The 20656-nt window shown below is 70.5% G+C and carries 21 protein-coding genes; 4 read left to right on the forward strand and 17 right to left on the reverse strand.

What is annotated here, in order from left to right; genetic code table 11:
• The first annotated feature begins 67 nt into the window (after positions 1-67).
• Positions 68-574: a thioesterase family protein gene (locus G514_RS0116615; protein ID WP_028652674.1), complete on the forward strand. Its 507-nt coding sequence runs from the start codon at positions 68-70 to the stop codon at positions 572-574.
• Positions 575-583: 9 nt separating this feature from the next.
• On the opposite strand, the gene G514_RS29395 is transcribed toward G514_RS0116615, so the two are convergent.
• Positions 584-1357: a PaaI family thioesterase gene (locus G514_RS29395; protein WP_051247569.1), complete on the reverse strand. Its 774-nt coding sequence runs from the start codon at positions 1355-1357 to the stop codon at positions 584-586.
• A 142-nt stretch (positions 1358-1499) separates the two neighbouring features.
• On the opposite strand from G514_RS29395, the gene G514_RS0116625 reads away from it, so the two are divergent.
• Together G514_RS0116625 and G514_RS0116630 are read left to right on the forward strand one after the other, a co-directional pair.
• A complete protein-coding gene (locus tag G514_RS0116625; RefSeq protein WP_028652675.1) occupies positions 1500-2294 on the forward strand; it encodes an enoyl-CoA hydratase-related protein in 795 nt (264 codons plus the stop codon).
• A 6-nt stretch (positions 2295-2300) separates the two neighbouring features.
• Positions 2301-3434 (forward strand): acyl-CoA dehydrogenase family protein, encoded by a 1134-nt coding sequence (locus G514_RS0116630; RefSeq protein ID WP_028652676.1) that lies wholly within the window; start codon positions 2301-2303, stop codon positions 3432-3434.
• Here the strand turns inward: G514_RS0116630 and G514_RS0116635 are convergent.
• The 15 genes from G514_RS0116635 to G514_RS0116705 form a co-directional block, all read right to left on the reverse strand.
• Positions 3431-4180, reverse strand: a complete 750-nt coding sequence (locus G514_RS0116635; RefSeq protein WP_028652677.1) for an SDR family NAD(P)-dependent oxidoreductase — start codon at positions 4178-4180, stop codon at positions 3431-3433. The genes G514_RS0116630 and G514_RS0116635 overlap by 4 nt on opposite strands.
• A 9-nt stretch (positions 4181-4189) precedes the next feature.
• Entirely contained in the window at positions 4190-5212 is a 1023-nt protein-coding gene (locus G514_RS0116640) for an Rv3169 family protein (RefSeq protein WP_028652678.1), read from the reverse strand.
• On the reverse strand, positions 5209-6264 hold the full coding sequence (locus G514_RS0116645; RefSeq protein ID WP_036565063.1) for a phosphotransferase family protein: 1056 nt from the start codon (positions 6262-6264) through the stop codon (positions 5209-5211). The genes G514_RS0116640 and G514_RS0116645 overlap by 4 nt, the downstream gene beginning before the upstream one ends.
• A 1-nt stretch (position 6265) precedes the next feature.
• The gene (locus tag G514_RS0116650) at positions 6266-7072 is read right to left on the reverse strand and encodes an enoyl-CoA hydratase/isomerase family protein (RefSeq protein WP_051247572.1); all 807 of its coding nucleotides are present in this window, start codon (positions 7070-7072) and stop codon (positions 6266-6268) included.
• Between the two features lie 23 nt (positions 7073-7095).
• A complete protein-coding gene (locus G514_RS0116655) occupies positions 7096-7914 on the reverse strand; it encodes an enoyl-CoA hydratase/isomerase family protein (protein WP_245582245.1) in 819 nt (272 codons plus the stop codon).
• Positions 7904-8926: an EamA family transporter gene (locus tag G514_RS27295; RefSeq protein ID WP_051247574.1), complete on the reverse strand. Its 1023-nt coding sequence runs from the start codon at positions 8924-8926 to the stop codon at positions 7904-7906. The genes G514_RS0116655 and G514_RS27295 overlap by 11 nt, the downstream gene beginning before the upstream one ends.
• 2 nt (positions 8927-8928) lie before the next feature.
• Positions 8929-9699, reverse strand: a complete 771-nt coding sequence (locus tag G514_RS0116665) for an enoyl-CoA hydratase/isomerase family protein (RefSeq protein WP_028652682.1) — start codon at positions 9697-9699, stop codon at positions 8929-8931.
• Between the two features lie 41 nt (positions 9700-9740).
• Positions 9741-10568, reverse strand: coding sequence for a 1,4-dihydroxy-2-naphthoyl-CoA synthase (menB, locus tag G514_RS0116670; protein ID WP_028652683.1), 828 nt, complete (start codon positions 10566-10568; stop codon positions 9741-9743).
• A gap of 37 nt (positions 10569-10605) precedes the next feature.
• On the reverse strand, positions 10606-11367 hold the full coding sequence (locus G514_RS0116675) for an SDR family NAD(P)-dependent oxidoreductase (RefSeq protein ID WP_028652684.1): 762 nt from the start codon (positions 11365-11367) through the stop codon (positions 10606-10608).
• Between the two features lie 36 nt (positions 11368-11403).
• On the reverse strand, positions 11404-12351 hold the full coding sequence (locus G514_RS0116680) for a hydroxymethylglutaryl-CoA lyase (protein WP_051247576.1): 948 nt from the start codon (positions 12349-12351) through the stop codon (positions 11404-11406).
• The gene (locus G514_RS0116685) at positions 12351-13595 is read right to left on the reverse strand and encodes an acetyl-CoA hydrolase/transferase family protein (protein ID WP_028652686.1); all 1245 of its coding nucleotides are present in this window, start codon (positions 13593-13595) and stop codon (positions 12351-12353) included. The genes G514_RS0116680 and G514_RS0116685 overlap by 1 nt, the downstream gene beginning before the upstream one ends.
• Before the next feature lie 10 nt (positions 13596-13605).
• Positions 13606-14796: a thiolase family protein gene (locus tag G514_RS0116690; protein WP_028652687.1), complete on the reverse strand. Its 1191-nt coding sequence runs from the start codon at positions 14794-14796 to the stop codon at positions 13606-13608.
• Positions 14796-15545: an SDR family NAD(P)-dependent oxidoreductase gene (locus tag G514_RS0116695; RefSeq protein ID WP_028652688.1), complete on the reverse strand. Its 750-nt coding sequence runs from the start codon at positions 15543-15545 to the stop codon at positions 14796-14798. The genes G514_RS0116690 and G514_RS0116695 overlap by 1 nt, the downstream gene beginning before the upstream one ends.
• A gap of 10 nt (positions 15546-15555) precedes the next feature.
• Complete coding sequence (locus G514_RS0116700; protein WP_211222165.1) at positions 15556-16743, reverse strand: acyl-CoA dehydrogenase family protein; 1188 nt, start codon at positions 16741-16743, stop codon at positions 15556-15558.
• 69 nt (positions 16744-16812) lie between these two features.
• Complete coding sequence (locus G514_RS0116705; RefSeq protein ID WP_028652690.1) at positions 16813-17850, reverse strand: acyl-CoA dehydrogenase family protein; 1038 nt, start codon at positions 17848-17850, stop codon at positions 16813-16815.
• A gap of 60 nt (positions 17851-17910) precedes the next feature.
• Between G514_RS0116705 and G514_RS0116710 the strand changes: the two genes are divergently transcribed.
• Complete coding sequence (locus G514_RS0116710) at positions 17911-18693, forward strand: FadR/GntR family transcriptional regulator (protein ID WP_211222166.1); 783 nt, start codon at positions 17911-17913, stop codon at positions 18691-18693.
• Positions 18694-18701: 8 nt separating this feature from the next.
• On the opposite strand, the gene G514_RS0116715 is transcribed toward G514_RS0116710, so the two are convergent.
• Positions 18702-20636: an AMP-binding protein gene (locus G514_RS0116715; protein ID WP_036565066.1), complete on the reverse strand. Its 1935-nt coding sequence runs from the start codon at positions 20634-20636 to the stop codon at positions 18702-18704.
• Positions 20637-20656 lie beyond the last annotated feature (20 nt).

Below are 20656 nucleotides of genomic sequence, written 5' to 3' on the forward strand. Positions count from 1 at the left end.
GTGGGAGCCTCCACCGCTGGGGCGGTGCTTCTCGGCGGCGTCCCGGTCGCGCGCCTACGGTGACCGCGTGAGCCGCCCCAGCCTGCCGTCCTTCGAGGACGTCACGTCCCTGCCGACCCGCCTCGACGGTCTGGTGACCCCCGACTTCATCGACGCGAACGGCCACATGAACGTCCAGCACTACCTCCGCGCCGCGGCCTCCGGCGCTTCGGCCTGGTGCGAGGAGATCGGGATCGACGACGACTACCGCGCGCAGCGACGCCTGGGCGTGTTCACCAACGAGCACCACATCCGCTACTTCTCCGAGATGCACGAGGGCGACAGCTTCTCGGTGCACACCGCGGCCGTCGGGCGCACCGACAAGGTGGTGCACGTGGTCGCGATGCTCGCGGACCGCACCCGCCGCGTGTTGGCCTGCTGCGTCGAGATCATCCTGGTCCACGTCGATATGGACAGCCGTCGGCCCGTCGGGTTCCCCGATGACGTCGCGACGATGATCGACGCGGCGACCGACCGCACGTCCGGGATCAGTTGGGCGCTACCCCTGTCCGGAGGCATCGGGCTACGCCCCTGAGGCGACGGGTTACACCTGCGCCGAGACCCGTCCCGTGGCGCACACCTTCCCCTCGACCAGGGCGTCGACATCGGTCAGCCAGAGCGACCGTCCTGCGTGCACCGTTCGCGACTCGAGCACCACCTCGGCGCCGATCGGCGCCGGTCGCGTGTGCACGACGTGCACCGAGGTCGTGGGAAGCGAGCTGCCGGCAGCGACCCGGCCTGCCGTCGCCAGCTGCTCGCAGGCGGCCAGGGAGACGCCACCGTGCAGCACGGTGCTGGGGTTGGTCAGCGCGTGGGTGACGCCCATCTGTGCGCGTGCCTGACCCGCATCGAGGCGGAGCCCGAGGAGCTCGGAGAAGTCGGCGGCCGGCCGGTCCGTCTCCGGGAGGGCGACTGCCGACGCCAGCGTCCCTGGCCGCACGAGCGCCCGTCCGCGCTCGCGGCACTCCGCGACGACCTCGCCGTTCTCGTCGAGGACCCGGCCGACGGCGAACGAGCCCGTCGCGACGCTGCCCGACTCGGCCCGGACCGTCGTGCCCACCGGAGGCACCGGCCGGAGAAGGTCCACCCAGATCTCGGTGCTGATCGACCAGCTTCCGGCTGGGAGGCTGGCCATGATCGCGTACCCGAGCACCTCGTCTACGAGCACTCCCAAGGCCCCGGCGGAGGGGCGGCCGTCCGGTCCGACGTGGGCGGCGGTGAGCGTCATGCTGGCCCGGACCAGGTCACCGTGCTGCTCCAGGTCCCTGAGCCCGAAGTGCTGGGCCGCCGAGGTATCCACGAGCTCGACCTGCGTCATGCGGCCCCGCTCCTCCTCGTGCTGTAGGTCGGTCCATCCGGCGGTCCCGGGTTGGCTTGCTGGCCACGCGTGCACCAACTATCGTGCAAATGGTCAGGCCAAACAAGCCGCCAGACCACGAACCGAGGAGAGACGCGAGCAGATGGACGACTTCACCGATGTGACCTACGAGGTCGAGGACGGCTTGGCCTGGATCACGATCAACCGACCGGACCGCTACAACGCGTTCCGCGCCCAGACGGTGGACGAGCTCGTGCTCAGCTTCAAGCGGGCGTGGGCCAGCGACGAGGTCGGGACGATCTGCCTCACCGGTGCGGGCGACAAGGCGTTCTGCTCGGGAGGTGACCAGAAGCAGCGGATGGAGACCGGTGACTACGGCCCGTCGGTGAGCGGACTGTTCGAGGTCGAGGCACTGCATCGCGTGATCCGCGATGTGCCCAAGCCGGTCATCGCGGCGGTCAACGGCATCGCCATCGGCGGCGGCCACGTGCTGCACGTCCTCGCCGACCTGACGATCGCCGCCGACACTGCGACCTTCGGCCAGAACGGCCCCCGGGTCGGCTCGTTCGACGCCGGCCTCGGGTCGGGGTACCTCGCGCGGGTCGTCGGGGAGAAGCGCGCCCGCGAGATCTGGTTCATGCTCCGCCGGCTCTCCGCCGAGGAGGCGCTCGACTGGGGCTTGGTCAACAAGGTGGTTCCGGCGGCGTCGCTCAAGGACGAGGTCCGCGAGTGGGCCAAGACGATGAACTCCTACTCCCCGACCGCCCTGAAGGTGCTCAAGCAGTCGTTCAACACCGACACTGAGCACTTCATCAGCGTCGGCAACATGGCCTACACCACCCTCAAGATGTTCGGCGAGACCGAGGAGTCGAAGGAAGGCATCACCGCGTTCAACGAGAAGCGGCAGCCCGACTTCTCCAAGTACCGCGGGAACTGAGGAGCGATGCGTCTGGACGCCGAGCGACTCGAGTTCGCGGCCGCCATCGAGGACTTCTGCAGGCGCGAGATCGGCTCGTACGCGGGGCTGTCCGAGCTCACCGACGACGAGGCGATCGCGAACAGCCCCGACATCCTCGACAAGATGGCCCGGCTCGGGTGGCTCGGCGTCTCCCTCCCCGCAGAGCACGGCGGCGGTGGCGCCGGCTTCGTCGATGAGTGCGTGTTCCTGGAGGAGACCAACCGCGGTCTTGCTCCCATCCTCGGCTACTCCACCGGCCTGACCGCGGCGCAGACCTATCTCAAGTGGGGCACCGAGGAGCAGAAGAAGACGATCTGCACCAACCTCGCCTCCGGCAAGATCGAGGCGATCGCCCTCTCCGAGCCGGGCACCGGATCCGACCTCGGAGCGGTCCGCACCCGTGCTGTCAGGGACGGCGACGAGTACGTAGTCGACGGTCAGAAGACGTGGATCTCGGCGGCGCACGTGGCCGAACACCTGCTCACCCTCGTGCGCGAGGACTCCGCGGGCGCCAAGCACGACGGGCTGACGCTGCTGATGGTCCCGACAGACACCCCGGGCATCGAGATGCGTGAGGTTCGGACGATGGAGGCGCGCACCTGCAACGACGTCTTCTTCACCCAGGCCCGGGTCCCGGCCTCGGCCGTGGTCGGCGAGCCTGGCCAAGGCTGGAAGCAGCTCATGCGTGGCCTCTCGGTGGAGCGCATGATCATCGCGGCCTTCAGCATCGGCAACGCCCGCCGCGCTCTCGAGGACGCCGTCGCCTACATGAAGCAGCGCGACGCGTTCGGACAGCCCATCTCGGACTTCCAGGCCCTCCGCCACCGCGTCGCGGACCTCGCCACCGACATCGAGGTCACCCGGTCCTTCATCTACGACGTCGCGCAGGCGATCGACGACGGCGACGAGGACGGCCTCGCCCACGAGTCGTCGATGGCGAAGATGCGGGCCACCGAGGTCGCGAAGAACGTCGCTCTCGAGGGCATGCAGCTCATGGGTGGCGCGGGCTACGCACGTGAGTACGGCATGGAGTTCCAGGTGCGCCGAGCGCTCGCGCCCCCGATCTTCGGCGGCTCCAACGAGATCCAGCGCGAGATCATCGCCAAGGCGATCCTCTAGCCCCAGATGGGGCCCGGCCGGCCACCGTCGAGGGTGACCACCGCGCCGTTGGCAGCCGCAGCCCGCGGCGAGGCCAGGAACACCACGACTCCTGCCACGTCGTCGGCCGTGACCGGCCGCCCGATACCGTTCTGGGCCGCCAGCTCGAGCAGGGCGGCGTCGTCCGCGACCCGCTCGGTGACCGTTAGTCCAGGGTGGACACACGTGACCGAGACGCCGCGGGGGCCGAGCTCGTCGGCGAGGTTCTTGGTGATGGCGACGACTGCGATGTTGCGCACCGAGCCTGTGATCGAGCCGGTCATCCGGGCGTTCATGCCGCTGATGTTGACGACCCGGCCGCCGGCAGCGCGTTCGAGGAACGGCGCCGCAGCGCGCACGACCCGCGCGTAGCCCAGCGCCTTCGTGTCGACCTGCCGGAGGAAGTCCTCGTCATCGAGGCCAGCGATCCCCGGGACCTGGCCGGGCTGGGCCCTGGGGGCGGCGGAGTTGACGACCACGTCGAGGCCACCCAGCTGATCTGCCACGGTCTCGACGGCCGCTCGGACGGCGTCGTCGTCGGTCGTGTCCGCGCGGACCGTGACCGTGCCGGTCCCCACCGAGGCGGCCGCCGCTGACAGCGCGTCGGGATCACGGCCGAGCAGTGCGACCCGCGCACCCTCCGCAGCCAGGGCGCGAGCGACGGCGAGGCCGATGCCGCGACTGCCGCCGGTGACGAGGGCGGGCGCGCCCGCGAGTCCGAGGTCCACGGGACGACGTTAGAGCGTCGGCTCGTAGGAGTAGGACGAGGACCGGGAGAGCGCGAACTCGAAGATCCCCGACCCGGCCGTGCCGTCCCAGTCGAACACCGCCAGCCGGTCGGTCAGCGAGGAGTCGAGGGTCCGGGGCGACACCGAGCCGTCGAGCGGGTAGGTCTCGCCCTCGACGTGGTCGACGCCCTTCGCCTCGCCATGGTGGCCGCCGTACCCGCCGCCGGCCATGAACCCTCCGCCCGCGGAGGCGTCGCAGCCGATCGGGTAGACCGTCCCCGACGCCGTGGTGACCGCCACGGTGCCCGACTCGAGGTCGAGCGCGTCGGAGAAGCGCAGGTCGTGACGCACCTCCACGATCTCGTCGAGTCGACCGCCGGACTCCTCGGTGTGCATGACCGCACCCTCGAGCACGACCCTGCTGCCGTCGCGTCGCTCGACGAGCAGGAAGCCGACCGACCGGTCGGGGAACTGCGCCTGGAACCAGACGTGGAGCCCCTGACCGCCCGCCAGCGTGCGCAGGCCGCGGGACCGGTCGCGCTGGGAGTACCAGCGCGAGACGGCGGTCTCCACCCCGTCGGCGGTGAGTGTCCCCTCGACGTACCCGGACTGGAACAGGTGGTCGAAGGACGTGGTGCCCCCCGCCGGGTTGGCCACGCCCACGGTGGTGGCGAAGTACGGCGCACGTGCCCGCCATGTGAGGTCGAAGGTCATCCCGGTCGGGTTGTCGGCCAGCGCCAGCCGCCAGACGTCGTTCGGCTCGACCACCTCCCACGACAGCGGTCCGCAGCTGGACCAGTCGGTGGCGGCGAGCTCGGTGTAGAACCGCGCGTTGCGTTGCTCGGTCGGCGTCACCAAGATCGCGAAGCCGTCGACGGTGCCACGGACCGGGTGGAGGCCGCACCCGACCAGGACCGATGGCGCCGTCGCGTCGTCGGGGTGGAGGTTGACCACGAACCGGTCGAAGAACCCCTTGGGGAGCCCGGTGTCGGCCGGGGTGACGAGCCGGTCGTGGAACTTGCCGGCGGTCACGCGTCCGCCCGGGGTCCCACAGGGGGCGGCAGTCCGGCAGCGCGGTGCGCGGCCTCGAGGAAGGACCGCACCAGCGCCGGGTCGGCGTAGTAGGTGTCGCCCACACCGCGCGCAGCCCGTCGGCGGCCGTACTCGTAGAGGACCGCGAGCTTCCAGAGCGCCAGCGCGGTGTACCAGGTCAGGCCGGTGAGGTCGGCCCCGGTGCGCGCGGCGTAGCGGTCGGCCAGCTCGGCGCGGGTCGGCCAGCCGTCCTCGAGCATCGCCGTCCCGAGCTCCTCGGTCGGCGTCATCGGTGAGCCGGGCTCGGGCACCGAGGAGAGGAAGTAGCCGAGGTCGAAGAGCGGGTCCCCGAGGGTGGCCAGCTCCCAGTCGAGGACGGCGGCGAGCCCGCCCGGGCGCTCGAGCGAGAGGACGACGTTGCCGATGCGGTAGTCGTTGTGCACGATCGCGGCGTCCGACTCGGCGGGCACGTGCCCGGCCAGCCACTCGACGATCTCGGCGAAGTCGATGGGTGGGCGACCCTGGTCGTCAGCCACGAGCCGTCCCATCCTGTGCAGGTGCCGCTCGTTGAAGCCCTCGGGTCTGCCCATGTCGGCCAGACCGAGGTCACGCCAGTCCACGGCGTGCAGGTCGGCCAGGGTGTCGACGAGCTGTTCGCCGATGCGGCGCCGCACGGTCGGAGAAGCCAACCGGCCGGGGGTCGTCGTGGTGACGACGGGGCCTGCGGCGAAGGTCATGACGTAGAACGGGACGTCGAGGACCTCGTCGGCCCCGGCGGTGGCGAGCACCCGAGGGACCGGTACGTCGGTGGCGGCCAAGGCTCCCACGAGCCGCGCCTCGCGGAGCATGTCGTGGGCACCGGGCGGTGTCGGCGGGGGCGGCGGTCGGCGCAGAACGACCGTGCGACCGCCCTCGTCCGAGACGAGGAAGGTCAGGTTGGAGTGTCCGTCGCCGATCCGCCGCGTCGACACCGGTCCGCTGGTCAGGCCGCGAGCCGACAGGAACGAGGCCAACCGCGCGCAGTCCACTGTGGACCAGTCCCAGTCGCTCATGTCACTCGCCGGTGAAGCGCGGCGGGCGCCTCTCCTTGAACGCCGCCAACGCCTCGGGCATGTCCCGGGTGCGGGACATCAGCGCCTGACCGCGGTTCTCCAGCTCCAGGGCGGCGGCGTAGGATGTGATCTCCTGGTTGCGCTGGATCGCCCGCTTGGACATCCGCACGCCGCCCGGGCTGTTGGTCGCGATCAGCCGCGCGATCGACAGGGCCTCGTCCATCAGCTGCTCGCTTGGTACGACCCGGTTGACCAGCCCGATCCGCTCCGCCTCCTCCGCCTCGACGATCCGCGCCGTGTAGGCGATCTCGGCGGCGAGGGCGGGGCCGACGAGTCTCGTGAGGTGGTAGGACGTGCCGAGCTCGCCGACGGAGAGCCCTACCTTGACGAACGCGGCGCTCATCTTGACCCGTTCGTCGGCCAGCCGGATGTCAGCCGCGAGGGCGAGGGCGAGCCCGCCGCCGGTGGCAGGCCCGTGGATCGCTGCGATGACGGGGAAGGGCAGGTGCCGGATCGCCTGGATCCCGCCGGTGGCGGTCTCCTGGAACTTGAGGAACTCCAGGACCCCCATCTCGGTCAGGTAGTGAATCTCGTCGAGGTCGAAGCCGGCGCAGAAGGCCCGGTCGCCAGCGCCGGTCACGATCAGCGCCCGGAGCCGGCTGTCTCGCAGCGCGAGGGCCGCTTCGCCGTACTCGTGGAACATGCGCACCGTCTGCGAGTTCATCCGACCGGGCCGGTTGATCCGCAGGATGCCGATCGTGTCCTCGACGACCTCGAAGGTGAGCGTCTCGAGCTCGGGGAGGTTCACGGGGGACGGGGCTACCACGCTGCTCACGTTCCGGTGAAGCGGGGCGGCCGCTTCTCCTTGAACGCCGCCAGCGCCTCGGGCATGTCGGTGCCCCGGGTGAGCAACGCCTGACCGCGGTTCTCGAGCTCGATCGCGGCGGCGAAGGAGCCGACCTCCATGTTCATCTGGAGCGCCCGCTTCGACATCTGCACGCCGCCAGGGCTGTTGGCGACGATCTGGGCCGCCAGCGCCAGGCAGTCGTCCATGAGGGCGCCCTCGGCAGAGACCGAGTTGACCAGCCGGATCGTCACTGCCTCCTCGGCGAGCACCATGCGTCCGGTGAAACCGAGCTCGCTGGCCACGGCGGGGCCGCAGAGGCGCGTCAGCAGCCACGAGGTCCCGAGGTCACCGGAGGAGAGCCCGATCTTGACGAAGGCCGTGTTGAACTGCGCGGCCGGTGCAGCGATCCGGAGGTCGCACGCGAGGGACAGGGCGAGGCCACCGCCGGTCGCCGCGCCGTTGACCGCGGCGATCGTGGGCTGTCGCATGGACCTGATCGCAAGCATCGAGCGAGCGGCGAGCTCCTGCTGGTCCAGCATCCCCATCGCGCCCAGGTCGGCCAGGTGCTCGGCGTCGGCGAGGTCGAACCCGGCGCAGAAGGCCCGCCCCGCTCCTGTCAGGATGACCACGCGGCAGCCGTCGCGATCGTTGAGACCGAGCGCCACCCGCTCGAGCTCGTCGAACATCGTGTTGTTCATGGCGTTGAGCCGGTCCGGTCTGTTGAGCCGCACGACCACCGTGCCCGGGCTCGGCTCGTCCAGCTCGAGGGTCTCGAACGCCTGGGTCAGCAGGTCAGGTGACACGGTTCGCTTCTCCTTCGACGGGGGCCGCCCTCGGGTCGGGGGCGGCAGGGTGGGCCGAACCGACGAGTCGCTGCGCCACCGACTCGTCCACTTCCTCCGCGGCCGCCGTCACGCGTCGCTCCGCGGACACGACGAGGACCACCGAGGCAACGACGATCCCGCCGCCGAGGAGAACGGGGAGGCCGATCGGTTCGCTCAGGAACAGCCACCCGAGCAGGACGGCGACCAGCGGGTTGGCATAGGCGTGGGTGGCCGTGAGCGAGAGGGGCACGTGCGTTAGCAGCCACGCGAAGGCCAGGAACCCCACGATCGAGCACAAGAAGACCAGGTGGGCCAGCGCGACCCAGCCCTTGGCCGAGTAGCTCATGCTGAACCTCTCGTGGGTCACCACGGCGAGGACCGTCGAGCAGCAGGCAGCCACGAGCTGCTGGTAGGCCGCGATGGTGAAGACGTCCTGAGGGAGCGGCAGCCAGCCCTGCGCCCACGACCCCACGGTCCAGCTGATGCTGCTGCCGACGCAGAGCGCCACGCCCACCATCGGGATGCCGTCGCCCACGCCGTGTCCGAGGGCGACGAGAACGATCAGTCCGACGAAGCCGAACGCGACGCCCCACAGGGTCAACGACGCGGGCCGGTCGCCCGTGACCAGCCGCAGCAGCACGGCCCAGGCCGGCACCGTCGCCACCACCAGGGCGGTCACGCCCGACGGGAGCCCCTTGACCTGGGCCAGCGCCTGGAAGCCGTTGCCCAGGCCCAGCAGGAGCACGCCGGTCACGACGAGCGACCGGAGCTGGCGCCGCTCCACGCGCATCCCGCGCACGCCCCGGCGGGCCACGACGACGAGGCTGAGGATCACCCCGGCGGCGGCGAACCGCTGCGCCATCGCCTGGAAGGGGTCGACCTCGTTGACCACCAGGCGAATGCCGAGGTAGACCGAGCCCCAGAGCACCCACACCGCTCCCAGGGCGAGGAACAGGGTGAGGCGACTGGTGCCGGGCGCGATGGTGGTCAAGGTCAGGCGAAGTTGGGCGGGCGCTTGGCCAGGAACGCGCTGATGCCCTCGGCGGCCTCACCGCTCTCGAACAGCGCCTCGACCTCGGCTGCCTCGAAGGCGTTGCCGTCGGCCAGTGAGGAGTCGAAGGCGACGTCGACGCTGCGCACCACCGACATGAGAGCCGGCAGGGACATCGTGACCAGCTCGGAGGCGAGGTCGAGGCCGCCCTTGAGCGCGTCCCCGTCGACCAGGCGGTCGACGAGACCGATGGCGGCCGCCTCCTCGGCGGAGACCTGCCGGGCCGTGAGCATGAGGTCGAGCGCCCGACTGCGCCCCACGATGCGGGGCAGCCGCTGGGTGCCGCCGGATCCGGGGATCAGCCCGAGCTTCACCTCGGGGAGGCCGAGTCGCGCACCCGGACCGGCCACGCGCATGGTGCAGGCCAGGGTCAGCTCCATGCCGCCGCCGAGGGCTAGCCCGTCGATGGCCGCCACCGAGATCCAGGGTGCCTCCGCGAGGCGGTCGAAGACGCCGCGCATGCGCGCGCCGTAGGCCGAGAAGGACTCGCGGTCGATCGACGACATGTGCTTGATGTCTGCGCCGGCCGCGAAGAAGCCGTCGAGGGCCGAGCAGACCACCATGACCTTCACGTCCCCGGCGGCGGTCGCCGCGTCCATCGCCCCTGTGAGGCCGTCGAGGATCGGCAGGCCCAGCGCGTTGGCCGGCGGCCTCTCGATCGTGACGACCATGATCCCGGGCGAGTGCGTGTGCCAGGTGACGACGTCGGACATGGAGATTTCCCTTCGTGGACGGGTGGTGAACCCAGCGATGACTAGGGACGCCGGGGGAACTGGGTGAAGTCGGGCTTCCGCTTCGCCTTGAAGGCCTCACGGCCCTCCTGGGCCTCCGCGGTGCCGTAGAAGAGGAGGTTGGTCTCGTGCGCGAGCTGCTGGATCCCGGCGTAGCCGTCCTCGTGGGCGTGGAAGCTGAGCTTGGACAGGTGCAGCGCCCACGGCGACAGCGCGAGCATCTCCCGGCACCACCTCATCGTCTCGGCCTCGAGCTCGGCCAGCGGCACGACCGTGTTGACCAGGCCCATCTCCAGCGCCTTCGCGGCGTCGTACTGCCGGCACAGGAACCAGATCTCCTTGGCCTTCTTGGGACCGACGAGGTCGGAGAGCACGCTCGAGCCGTAGCCGCCGTCGAACGAGCCAACCTTGGGACCCACCTGCCCGAACACGGCGTTGTCCGCGGCGATGGTCAGGTCGCACACCAGGTGCAGCACGTGCCCGCCGCCGATCGCCCACCCCGCGACCATCGCGACGATCGGCTTGGGGCACCGGCGCATCGCGACGTGGAGGTCGGTGACGTGGAACCGTCCGGTGGCCTTCTCGTCCAACTGGTAGCCGCTGTTGCCGCGCACCCGCTGGTCGCCCCCCGAGCAGAACGCCTTGTCCCCTGCTCCAGTGAGCACGATGACGCCGACCGCCTCGTCCTCGCGGGCCAGGGTCAGCGCCTCCCCTACCTCGACCAGGGTCTGCGGGCGGAAGGCGTTGTGGACCTCCGGCCGATTGATGGTGATCTTCGCGATCCCGTCGGGGGTGGTGGCGTAGCGGATGTCGTCCCACTCGCCCTGCTCGTGCCACTGCTCGTCGGTCATGTCGGCATGCTGTCAGCCGGTCCGTGCGGTCCCGGCATCAGGCCATCGTCAGTCCGCCGCTGACGGACAGGGTCTGGCCCGTGACGAAACCGGCGCCGTCGGAGGCAAAGAACGCGACCGCCGGGCCGATGTCCTCGGGGGTGCCGAGCCGCTTCATCGGAACCGCGCGCGTCATACCCGCGATCACCTTCTCGGCGTCACCGCCGCCCGCGCCGTCGGCGAACTTGCGCAGCGCCGGGGTGTCGGTCGGGCCGGGGCAGACCGTGTTGGCGGTGATGCCCTTGCCGGCGACCTCGCGAGCGAGGGTCTTGGTGAAGGCGATGATGCCGCCCTTGGCACCGGAGTAGACGGCCTCCATCGAGGAACCCACCCGGCCGGCGTCGGAGCCGATGTTGATGACCCGGCCGAAGCCGCGCTCGGCCATGCCGGGGACGACGGCGTGGATCACGCGCAGCGCGCCCTTGAAGTTGACGTCGAGGATCTTGTCCCAGAACTCCGGAGTGGTCTTCACGAAGGGCATGAAGTCGTCCCAGCCCGCGTTGTTGACCACCACCTCGATCGGTCCGAGCTCGTGCTGGATGGTCGCCACGGCAGCCTGCACCGACTCCGTGGACGTCACGTCGACCTCCACCGCGATCGCCTCCCCGCCGGCGGCGCTGATCGCCTTGGCCGTTTCCTCCGCCACGGCCAGGTTGAGGTCGGCGACGGCGACGCGGAACCCGTCCGCGCCGAGTGCGGTGGCGATGCCCTTGCCGATGCCCTGGGCGCCGCCGGTGACCAGTGCGACACGGTTGCTCATGAGTTGTCCTTCTCCTGCTGCTGATTGGGTGGCACGTCAGATGGCCGGGTGCCAGATGACCGGCCCGGCCACGATGGAGTGGCTGGTGAGCTTGCGGCCCAGGACGTCCTGGGCCTCTCGAGCGGCGCTGATGACGGCGTCGAGGTCGATGCCCGTCTCCACGCCCATCTCGTGGAACATGCTCACGAGGTCCTCGGTCGCGATGTTCCCGGTCGAGCCCTTCGGCACCGGACAGCCGCCCAGCTCACCGAAGCTCGACTCGAAGCTGCTGCACCCGGCCTCCAGGGCGGCGTAGGCGTTGGCGAGCCCCTGGCCACGGGTGTTGTGGAAGTGCGCCGTGACCTCGACGCCGGGCAGCCGCTCGATGGCCGCGGCGAAGAAGCGCGAGGCGTAGGCCGGGTTGCACATGCCGGTGGTGTCGCCGAAGCCGATCTCGGTGGCACCGGACGCGGCGAACTGCTCGGCGAGCTCGAGCACCCGGTCCATCGGGACCTCGCCCTCGAACGGGCAGCCGAACGACGTCGCGATCACGGCGCAGTAGGTGAGGTCCTCGGCGAGGATCCGCTTCCCCATCACCGCGACGTCGGCCATCGTCTCCTCGACGCTCCGGTTGATGTTCCGCATGTTGTGGGTCTGGCTCGCCGAGACGAAGAGGGTCGCCGCCTCGTAGAGCTCGCGGTGGTGGAGCGCGTTGTCGAGGCCGCGGCTGTTGGGGATCAGCACCATCCGCGCCACGTCGTCGGGAAGGTCGATGCCGGTCAGCACCTCGACGCCGTCGGAGAGCTGCGGGATGACGTCCGGGCGGACGAAGCTGGCAACCTCGATCCGCTTGAAGCCCGCCCGCCCCAGGGCGTTGATCAACCGGATCTTGTCGGCGGTCGCGATGGTCTCGGGCTCGTTCTGGAACCCGTCGCGCGGTCCGACCTCGCGGACGTGCACCGTGCGGCGCTCGTCGGGCGAGGCGTTGGGCTGGTGGGCGTTCATCAGACCTCCTGGTCGGCCAGGCTGCGCTGCAGCGCTTCTCGGTGCTCGGGCGCCGCCACCTCGATGATGCGGAGGGCACGCTCGGCGACGGTGCAGCCGGCGAGCATGGCGATGCCGTGCTCGGTGATCACCGCATCGACGTCGACGCGGGCCGTGGTGACGACACCGCTGCGCAGCGTGGGCACGATGTTGGACTCGGCACGGTCGCCGCTCCCGTGCGTGGAGCGGAGCGCGATGATCGACCGAGCACCGGTCAGCGACGCGGCGCGGCTGAAGTCGACCTGCCCGCCGACGGCGCCGATGTGGACTCCGCGCGACATCTCGGCGCCCACCTGGCCGAGCAGGTCGACCTCGATCGCGGAGTTGATGGAGACCAGGGAGCCGAGCTCGGAGAGCACTGCGGGCGCATGGGTGTAGCTGGCGGCGCGGAACTCGACCGGCAGCTCGGCCAGGCGGTTGTAGGCAGAACCCGTGCACAGCGCCGCGCCGGTCACCGCGAGGCCCGGGTCGATCTCCTTGCGGGCTCCGGTCATCACGCCCTTCTCGATCAGGGTGAGCACGCCGTCGGTGATCAGCCCGCTGTGGAACCCGAGGTCCTTGTGCCCGGTCAGGGAGTCGAGCACCGCCGCGGGGAGGGTCCCCACGCCGATCTGGATGGTCGCGCCGTCGTGCACGATCGAGGCGACGTGGTCGGCGATGGTCTGGTCGACCGCGTCGGGGGACCGGGCCGGGACCTCCCGCAGCGGTCGGTCGATCTCGACCACCGCGGCGAAGGCGGACATCGGGAGCCTGGGTCCGCCGACGGTGCTCGGCATCTGCTGGTTGATCTCGGCGATGAGGGTGCGGGTGTGCGGGATCGCGTCGGCGACGTACTCGACACCCGTGCCCAGCGTGACCATGCCGTCGGCTCCCGGAGGCGAGACCTGGACAAGGCCGAGGTCGTTGGGCAGCACGCCGGTGGCGAACATGCGCGGGATCGCGGAGTAGTGGCACGGCACCACGTCGAGGCGCCCGTGCCGGCTCAGGCCGCGCAGCTCGCCGAGCCCGCCGTACGACACGACGGTGAGCGACTCCGGGAGGTCTCCGGACAGCCGCTCGTTGAGGGTAAGTCCGGAGAACGCGCGGATCGGTCCGACGGAGTCGACCGCGTCGAGCACGGCGTTGACCAGGCTCTCCGGCTCGGCGCTGCCCTGACCCCACCAGACCCCGTCGCCCGGGTTGAGGAACGCCTCGATGTCCACCATGGCTCGCCCCTCAGACCCTCTGCACCAGGGTGGCGGTGCCGAGACCGCCGCCGCAGCACATCGTGACCAGCCCGACCTCGACGTCGCGGCGCTCCATCTCGGCCAGCAGGGTCGCGAAGAGCCGGGAGCCGGACGCGCCGACCGGGTGCCCCAGGGCGATGGCGCCGCCGTTCACGTTGACCCGCTCCATGTCCGGCTTGAGCTCGCGCTCCCACGCCAGCACCACGGAGCTGAACGCCTCGTTGATCTCGATCAGGTCGATGTCAGCCATGGTCATGCCGGTGCGCTCGAGGAGCTTGCGCGTGGCTGGGATCGGACCGGTCAGCATGATGTCGGGGTCGACGCCGACCGTGGTCTGGTCGAGGACGCGAGCACGTCGGGTGAGCCCGTGTCGCTCGACGGCCTCGTCGGAGGCGACGAGCACGCCGGCCGCCCCGTCGGTGAGAGGCGACGACGTCCCGGCGGTGACCTGTCCGCCGTCGGGACGGAAGACCGGCTTGAGCGCGGCGAGGCTCTCCGTCGTGGTCCCCGGACGGACGCCCTGGTCGCTGGTGCGCAGCTCACCGTCGAGCTCGAGCGGGATCATCTCGCGCGCGAACCTCCCGGCCGCGACGGCGTCGGCGGCCAGTGCGTGTGAACGTACGGCGAGCTCGTCCATCTCGGCGCGACCGATGCCCCACCGGTCGGCGATGCGCTCGGCGCTCTCGCCCATGCTCGGGAAGTCGTAGAGCTCTCGGAGCTCGGCCGGCCACGCCGCACCGTAGAGCTCCTCGATAGCGGCGACGGCAGTCATCGGGACGTGCGTCATGGTCTCCACACCGCCGGCCAACACCACGTCGTGGGTGCCGGACGCGACCAGCGCGGCCGCCATCTCCACCGCCGTCTGGGCCGATCCGCAGCGTCGGTCGAGCACGGTCGCCGGGATCTCGGGCGGGTATCCGGCCTGGAGCCAGGCGTTGCGCGCGACGTTGCGGGACTGCTCCCCGAACGGCGCGGTGCACCCGATGACCAGGTCCTCGACCTGCTCCGGCGCCAACCCGGTGGCCGCGAGCACGGCGCGGTAGACCTCGCCCAGCATCACGTTGGGGTGCACGTCGCGGTACCACCCCTTGTCAGGGTGCGCCTTGCCCATCGGCGTGCGCAGCGCCTCCACGATCCAGACCTCGCGGCCGGTGCCGCCGAACACCGTGCGCCCGGCCATCAGATGACCGTCCCGCCGTCGACCGGCAGCACCTGACCGGTGATGTAGGCAGCCGCGTCCGAGGCGAAGAAGACGAACGTCGCGGCTATCTCGTCGGGGTCGGCCCAGCGGCCGAGCGGGATCCGTGCGAGGGTCATCTCGGCGAGCTTCTCGTTGTTGCGAATGTTCTCGGTCATGGCGGTCGCGGCGAGCGGCGCGACCGCGTTGCACGTGACGTGCCGCTTCGCGAGCTCCTTCGCAAGCGACTTGGTGAGACCGATGATCCCGGCCTTCGCGGCGCCGTAGTTGACCTGGCCGATGGTGCCGACGAGGCCCGCCGCCGAGGTGACGTTGATGACGCGGCCGGTGCCGTCCTCGGGGAGGTAGGGCAGCGCAGCCTGGGTGACCGTGAAGGTGCCCCCGACGTGGACGCCCAGGACCAGCTGGAAGGACTCCGGTGACATCTTGTGGAACATCGCTGGCGCGATGACGCCGGCATTGTTGACGACGACGTTCAGCACGCCGTCGGCCAGCCGAGCGGCCTGCTCGGCGGCCTGAGCGGCCTGGTCGGCGTCCCGCACGTCGAGCGCGCATGACTCGGCCCGGCCGCCGGTGTCGGTGATCTCGGCCGCGACGGCCGCCGCAGCGTCCTTGTCGACGTCGGTCACGAGGACCGCGGCGCCCGCCGCGGAGTAGGCCTTGGCGACGGCGGCCCCGACGCCGGCGCCCGCGCCTGTGACCAGGGCGGAACGCCCGGCGAGTGAGAACACGTCGGCCATCTCAGTAGCTCCGCGGCAGGCCGAGGACGTGCTCGCCCAGGAAGTTCAGCACCATCTCCTGGCTCAGCGGGGCGATGCGGAGCAACCGGGCCTCACGGAAGTAGCGCGCGACGTGGTACTCCTCCGAGTAGCCCATGCCGCCGTGTGTCTGCAGTGCTCGGTCCGCGGCCTCGAAGCCGGCGTCGGCGCAGAGGTACTTCGCGGTGTTCGCCTCGCGGGCACACGGCCTTCCGTGGTCGTAGAGCCAGGTCGCCTTGCGCAGCACCAGCTCCGCGGCATCGAGGCGCGCCAGCGAGTCCGCCAGCGGGAACTGGAGGCCCTGGTTCATGCCGATCGGCCGACCGAACACCTCGCGCTCGTTGCCGTAGCGGACCGCGCGCCGCAGGGCGGCCCGGCCGAGCCCGAGCGCCTCCGAGGCGACCAGCATCCGCTCCGGGTTGAGCCCGTCGAGGATGTACTTGAAGCCCTGACCTTCCTCGCCGACGCGGTGCTCCTCGGGGATCCGCAGGTCGTCGATGAAGAGCTCGTTCGAGGTGACCGCATTGCGGCCCATCTTGCGGATCGGGCGGATGTCGACGCGGTCGCGGTCGAGGTCCGTGAAGAAGAGGGTGAGCCCGTCGGTCTTCTTAGGAGAGTCCTCGAACTTCGCGGTCCTGGTCAGCAGCAGGATCTTCTCTGACTCCTGGGCCTTGGAGATCCAGACCTTGCGCCCGTTGACGACGTAGTCGGACCCGTCCCGCTTCGCGAAGGTGGTGATCTTGGTGGTGTCCAGCCCTGCTCCCGGCTCGGTCACCCCGAAGCACACGTGCAGCTCGCCGTTGACCACCCGCGGAAGGTTCTCCTTCTTCATCTCCTCCGAGCCGTGCACGATCACCGGGTGCATCCCGAAGATCGTGAGATGCATCGAGCTGGCGCCGTTCATGCCGGCGCCAGAGGCGGAGACCTCCTCGAGCAGCAGCGAGGCCTCGGTGATACCGAAGCCCTGACCGCCGTGCTCCTCGGGGGTGGTGATGCCCAGCCAGCCACCTTGGGCGAAGGCGTCGTAGAACTCCGTCGGGAACTCGTGGTTCTCGTCCTTCTCCATCCAGTACTGGTCGTCGAACTTGGCCGAGAGCTCAGCCACCGCGGTGCGGATGAGCTGCTGGTCCTCCGTGAGCTCGAAGTCCACGTCGCTCCCTTCCTGGGCCATCAAGGCTCGTTTGACTGTTTGGCTCGACTGTAACTAATGGCCTGACCAAAACCTACACACAATCGGGATTTACGCCAGTGCCAGACCGATGGCGATCTGTTCGTTCCACCAGTGAGGGTCTCCGCACAAGTACTCGTCCAGCTTGGCGCGCTTGTAGAACAGCTGCAGGTCGTACTCCCACGTGTAGCCGATGGCCCCGTGCACCGTCAGTGCGGCATCCGCCGCGATGCTCGCGTCGGCCGTTACCTGCGCCTTGACCGCGGCGGCGTGCAGCCGGGAGTCGACGTCAGAGCCCTCAATCGAGGCCGCGGCGAAGTAGACCGCGCTCCGCGAGGCTTCCACCATCACCTCCATCGTCGCGGCAGTGTGCTTGACGGCCTGGAACGAGCCGATCGGAACCCCGAATTGCCGGCGCTGCAGGCTGTAGGCGACCGTCATGTCCAGCATGCGCTGACTCGCGCCCAGCGCGTCCGCCGCGACCAGCACGGCCGAGAGGCTCGCGGCGTCGGCCAGAGCAGCGTCGGCGCCAGCCTCGAGGAGCGTCGACCGAGCGCCACGCAGGGTCACGTCGGCCACGTCGCGCGATCGGTCGAGGAGCTTGCGGAGGTCGATCGTGACAGCGTCCGAGTCGTCGACGAGGCGGAGCTCGACGGCGCTCGCACCGCGGACGGCCACCACGAACGAGGTCGCGCTCGACGCTCCCAGCACCCGCGGCACGGTCCCGGTCAGGAGTCCGTCGCCGTCCACGGCGACGTCGACGACCCGGGGCGGGCCTTCGGCCGGGGTGAGCCAGCACGAGGGGGTGTCTCCCCACCGACCGGTCGCCGGCACGGTCAGGACCGAGGAGAGCCACGCGGCGCTCGGGGCGGCGGCCCTCCCAAGCTCCTCGGCGGTGAGCGCCAGCTCGACGACCCCACCGCCCTGTCCCCCGGCGTCCTCGGTCACCCCGACGCCCCACCAGCCGTCGCCCAGCAGCCGCTGGTTGAACGGACCCGGGTCGGCGGCCTCGAACCACGCCCGGACCGGCTCTGGACCCGCGACGGCGACGAGCCACTCGCGCAGGGTCTGCTGGTAGCTCTCCTGCTCGCCGGAGAGTTTCCACTCCATGACGACACCTCTCGACTGATAGATTAGGTAAGACCATTTACCTCAGGATGCGGGGGACGCATGGCTGACCCAGCCAACGCCGGCGCGGGCGGCACCGAAACGACCCGGATGCCGGTGCAGCTGCGGCCGATGCAGGTGCCTAAGGCGTCCGACGTGCTCGCCGACGACCTGCGCGAGCGGATCCTCAAGGGCGACTTCCCCGTGGGCACCGCACTGCCCCCCGAGCGCGAGCTGGTGACCCAGACTGGGATGAGTCGGACGACGGTCCGCGAGGCGCTCCGGATCCTCGAAGTACAAGGATTGGTCCGGATCAAGACGGGACGCGCCGGTGGGGCGTTCATCCAGCGCCCCGGCGAGGAGTCGATCGCGAGCACGGTCAACCTGCTGATCCGTGGCCGGCAGATCCGGATGGCAGCGCTGCTGGAGACCCGTGAGGCCATCGAGCCGTCGTGCGCGCGGCTCGCCGCGGTGAACCGCGTCGAGGAGGACCTCGTTGAGCTCGACCGAGCCAACGAGGCGATCGCGCGGGACGGGTCTCTGACCGACTTCCTCCAGGCCAACGTCGACTGGCACGTGGCTGTCGCGGTGGCGAGCCACAACGAGCTGCTCAACGGGTTCATGCTCGCGCTCTCGCGCGCGATCTATACCTCGACGGACAACCAGGGGTTCGTCGACGCCGACGTGCGGCGCGCCACCGTGCACTCCCACGTCGCCATCACCGATGCGATCCGCGACCAGGACGCCGAGTCCGCGGTCCGCAGGATGCAGCGCCACGTGCACGCCTACGCCGAGGCCGTCGTGCAGGTCGACGACCGCACGGCGATCGATGTCGGCGAGGCCTGAGCGGCAGGTCACGCCAGCGCCTTCACGACGTCGCGGATCTCGTTGACGGCCTGGGGGTTCTCGGCCCCCGACAGGTCGCCCGGGTCGGTATCGGTCGCCGCAGCCCTGATGGCCCGCCGCAGGATCTTGAGCGACCGGGTCTTGGGCAGCTGCACGACCCGGACCACCCGACTGGGCGCGAACGGCTTGCCCACCCGGGAGGAGACGAGCCCGCGCACCCGCTCGGCCACCTCGTCATCGCCGGCCGAATCGGCGCGGGCCACGTAGAACACCCACACCGCTTCGCCCTTGGTCGCGTCCGGCACCCCGACGACCGCGCACTCCGCGACCGCCTCGTCCAGTGCGACGACCGACTCGATCTCGGCCGGGGCGACCCGCTTGCCCGCGACGTTCATGACGTCGTCGGAACGGCCCAGGATGAACCATGAGCCGTCCTCGTCCACCAGCGCGTAGTCCCCATGCCGCCACAGGCCCGGGAAGGTCGACCAGTACGCCTCGTGGTACCTGCTCCCAGCGTCGTCGTTCCAGATTCCCCGGGTCATGGCGGGCCAGGGCTGGCGACAGACGAGCTCACCGATCTCCCCGCGGACGGGCTGCGCCCGGTCGTCGACGACGTCGACGTCCATCCCTAGGGCGGGCCCGCCGAGAGAGCAGCTGCGGATCTCCTCGACCGGGTAGGGGCACAGGAACGAGCCACCGACCTCGGTACCGCCGGAGAAGTTGATGACCGGGACCCGGCTGTCGAAGACCTCGCGCGCCAGCCATTCGTAGGACTCGGGATCCCACGGCTCGCCTGTCGACCCGAGCACCCGCACCGACGAGAGGTCCGACGCCGGAAGGCCGCCCGAAGCGCGGAGGGTACGGATCAGCGTGGGGCTGACGCCGAGCATCGTGACCCCGTGGCGCTCCACCAGCTGCCAGAGCCGCTGGGTGTCGGGCACGTCGACCGAACCCTCGTAGAGTAGGAGGGTCCCACCGGTGCCGTGCGTGCCGAAGATCGACAGCGGCCCCATGATCCAGCCCATGTCGGTGATCCAGCAGAAGGTCCGGCCCGGCGCCATCTCGAAGCCGTACGCCACCTCGCAGGCCGTCTTCGTCACGAAGCCCGCGTGGGTGTGGACGGCCCCCTTGGGCCGGCCGGTGGTCCCGGAGGTGTAGGCGAGGAGCAGGACCGAGGACGCCGCGGTCGCCTCGACCAGCGGGTCGGGGTTCTCCGCGAGTGCTGTCTCCCAGGCCTCCTCACCGGCGCGAAGATCGCCCCGCTGACCGATGTTGTCGACGACGATCACGGTCTCGACGGTGGGGCAGTCCGCGAGCGCCTCGCGCAGCTGCGGCAGCATCGTGGTGGCCCGGCCCCGGCGGATGGTCCCGTCAGCCGTGATGACGGCCCGCGCGCCGGCGTCCTGCACGCGCGACGCGATGGCGCCGGGCGCGAATCCGGAGAAGAGCGGCACGAGGACGGCCCCCAGGCTCGCCACCGCATACGTCGCGACGACGGCCTCGGTCGTCATCGGGACGTAGAGCGCGACCGAGTCTCCCGGTCCGATCCCGCGCGTCCGCAGTGCGCCTCGAAGCCGCGCGACCAGATCGTCGAGCTCACGGTAGGTCAGTGAGCGCACGGCACCGTCCTCGGACTCGTGCACGACCGCCGGCCGATCGGGGGTGCGCTGCACCCACTTGCCGAGACAGGCGTCGTAGGCGTTGAGGACGCCACCGACGAACCACTCGGGCCTCTCGATCCCCGCGCTGAGGTCGAGCACCCGGCTGAAGGGCACGCGGAAGGGGATCTCCAGGTCGTCGACAACGACGTCCCAGAAGGCGGCGACGTCGCGGACCGACTCCGCGCGGAGAGCATCCGCGGTCGAGACGTCCAACCGGCGCATCAGCCGGGCGACGTTGGAGCTGGTGCGGTAGTCGTCGTCGGGCGACCAGACGTAGGTCACGGGCACTCCTTGCAGAGGGT

Source organism: Nocardioides halotolerans DSM 19273 (genome assembly GCF_000422805.1).
Classification (GTDB): Bacteria; Actinomycetota; Actinomycetes; order Propionibacteriales; family Nocardioidaceae; genus Nocardioides; species Nocardioides halotolerans.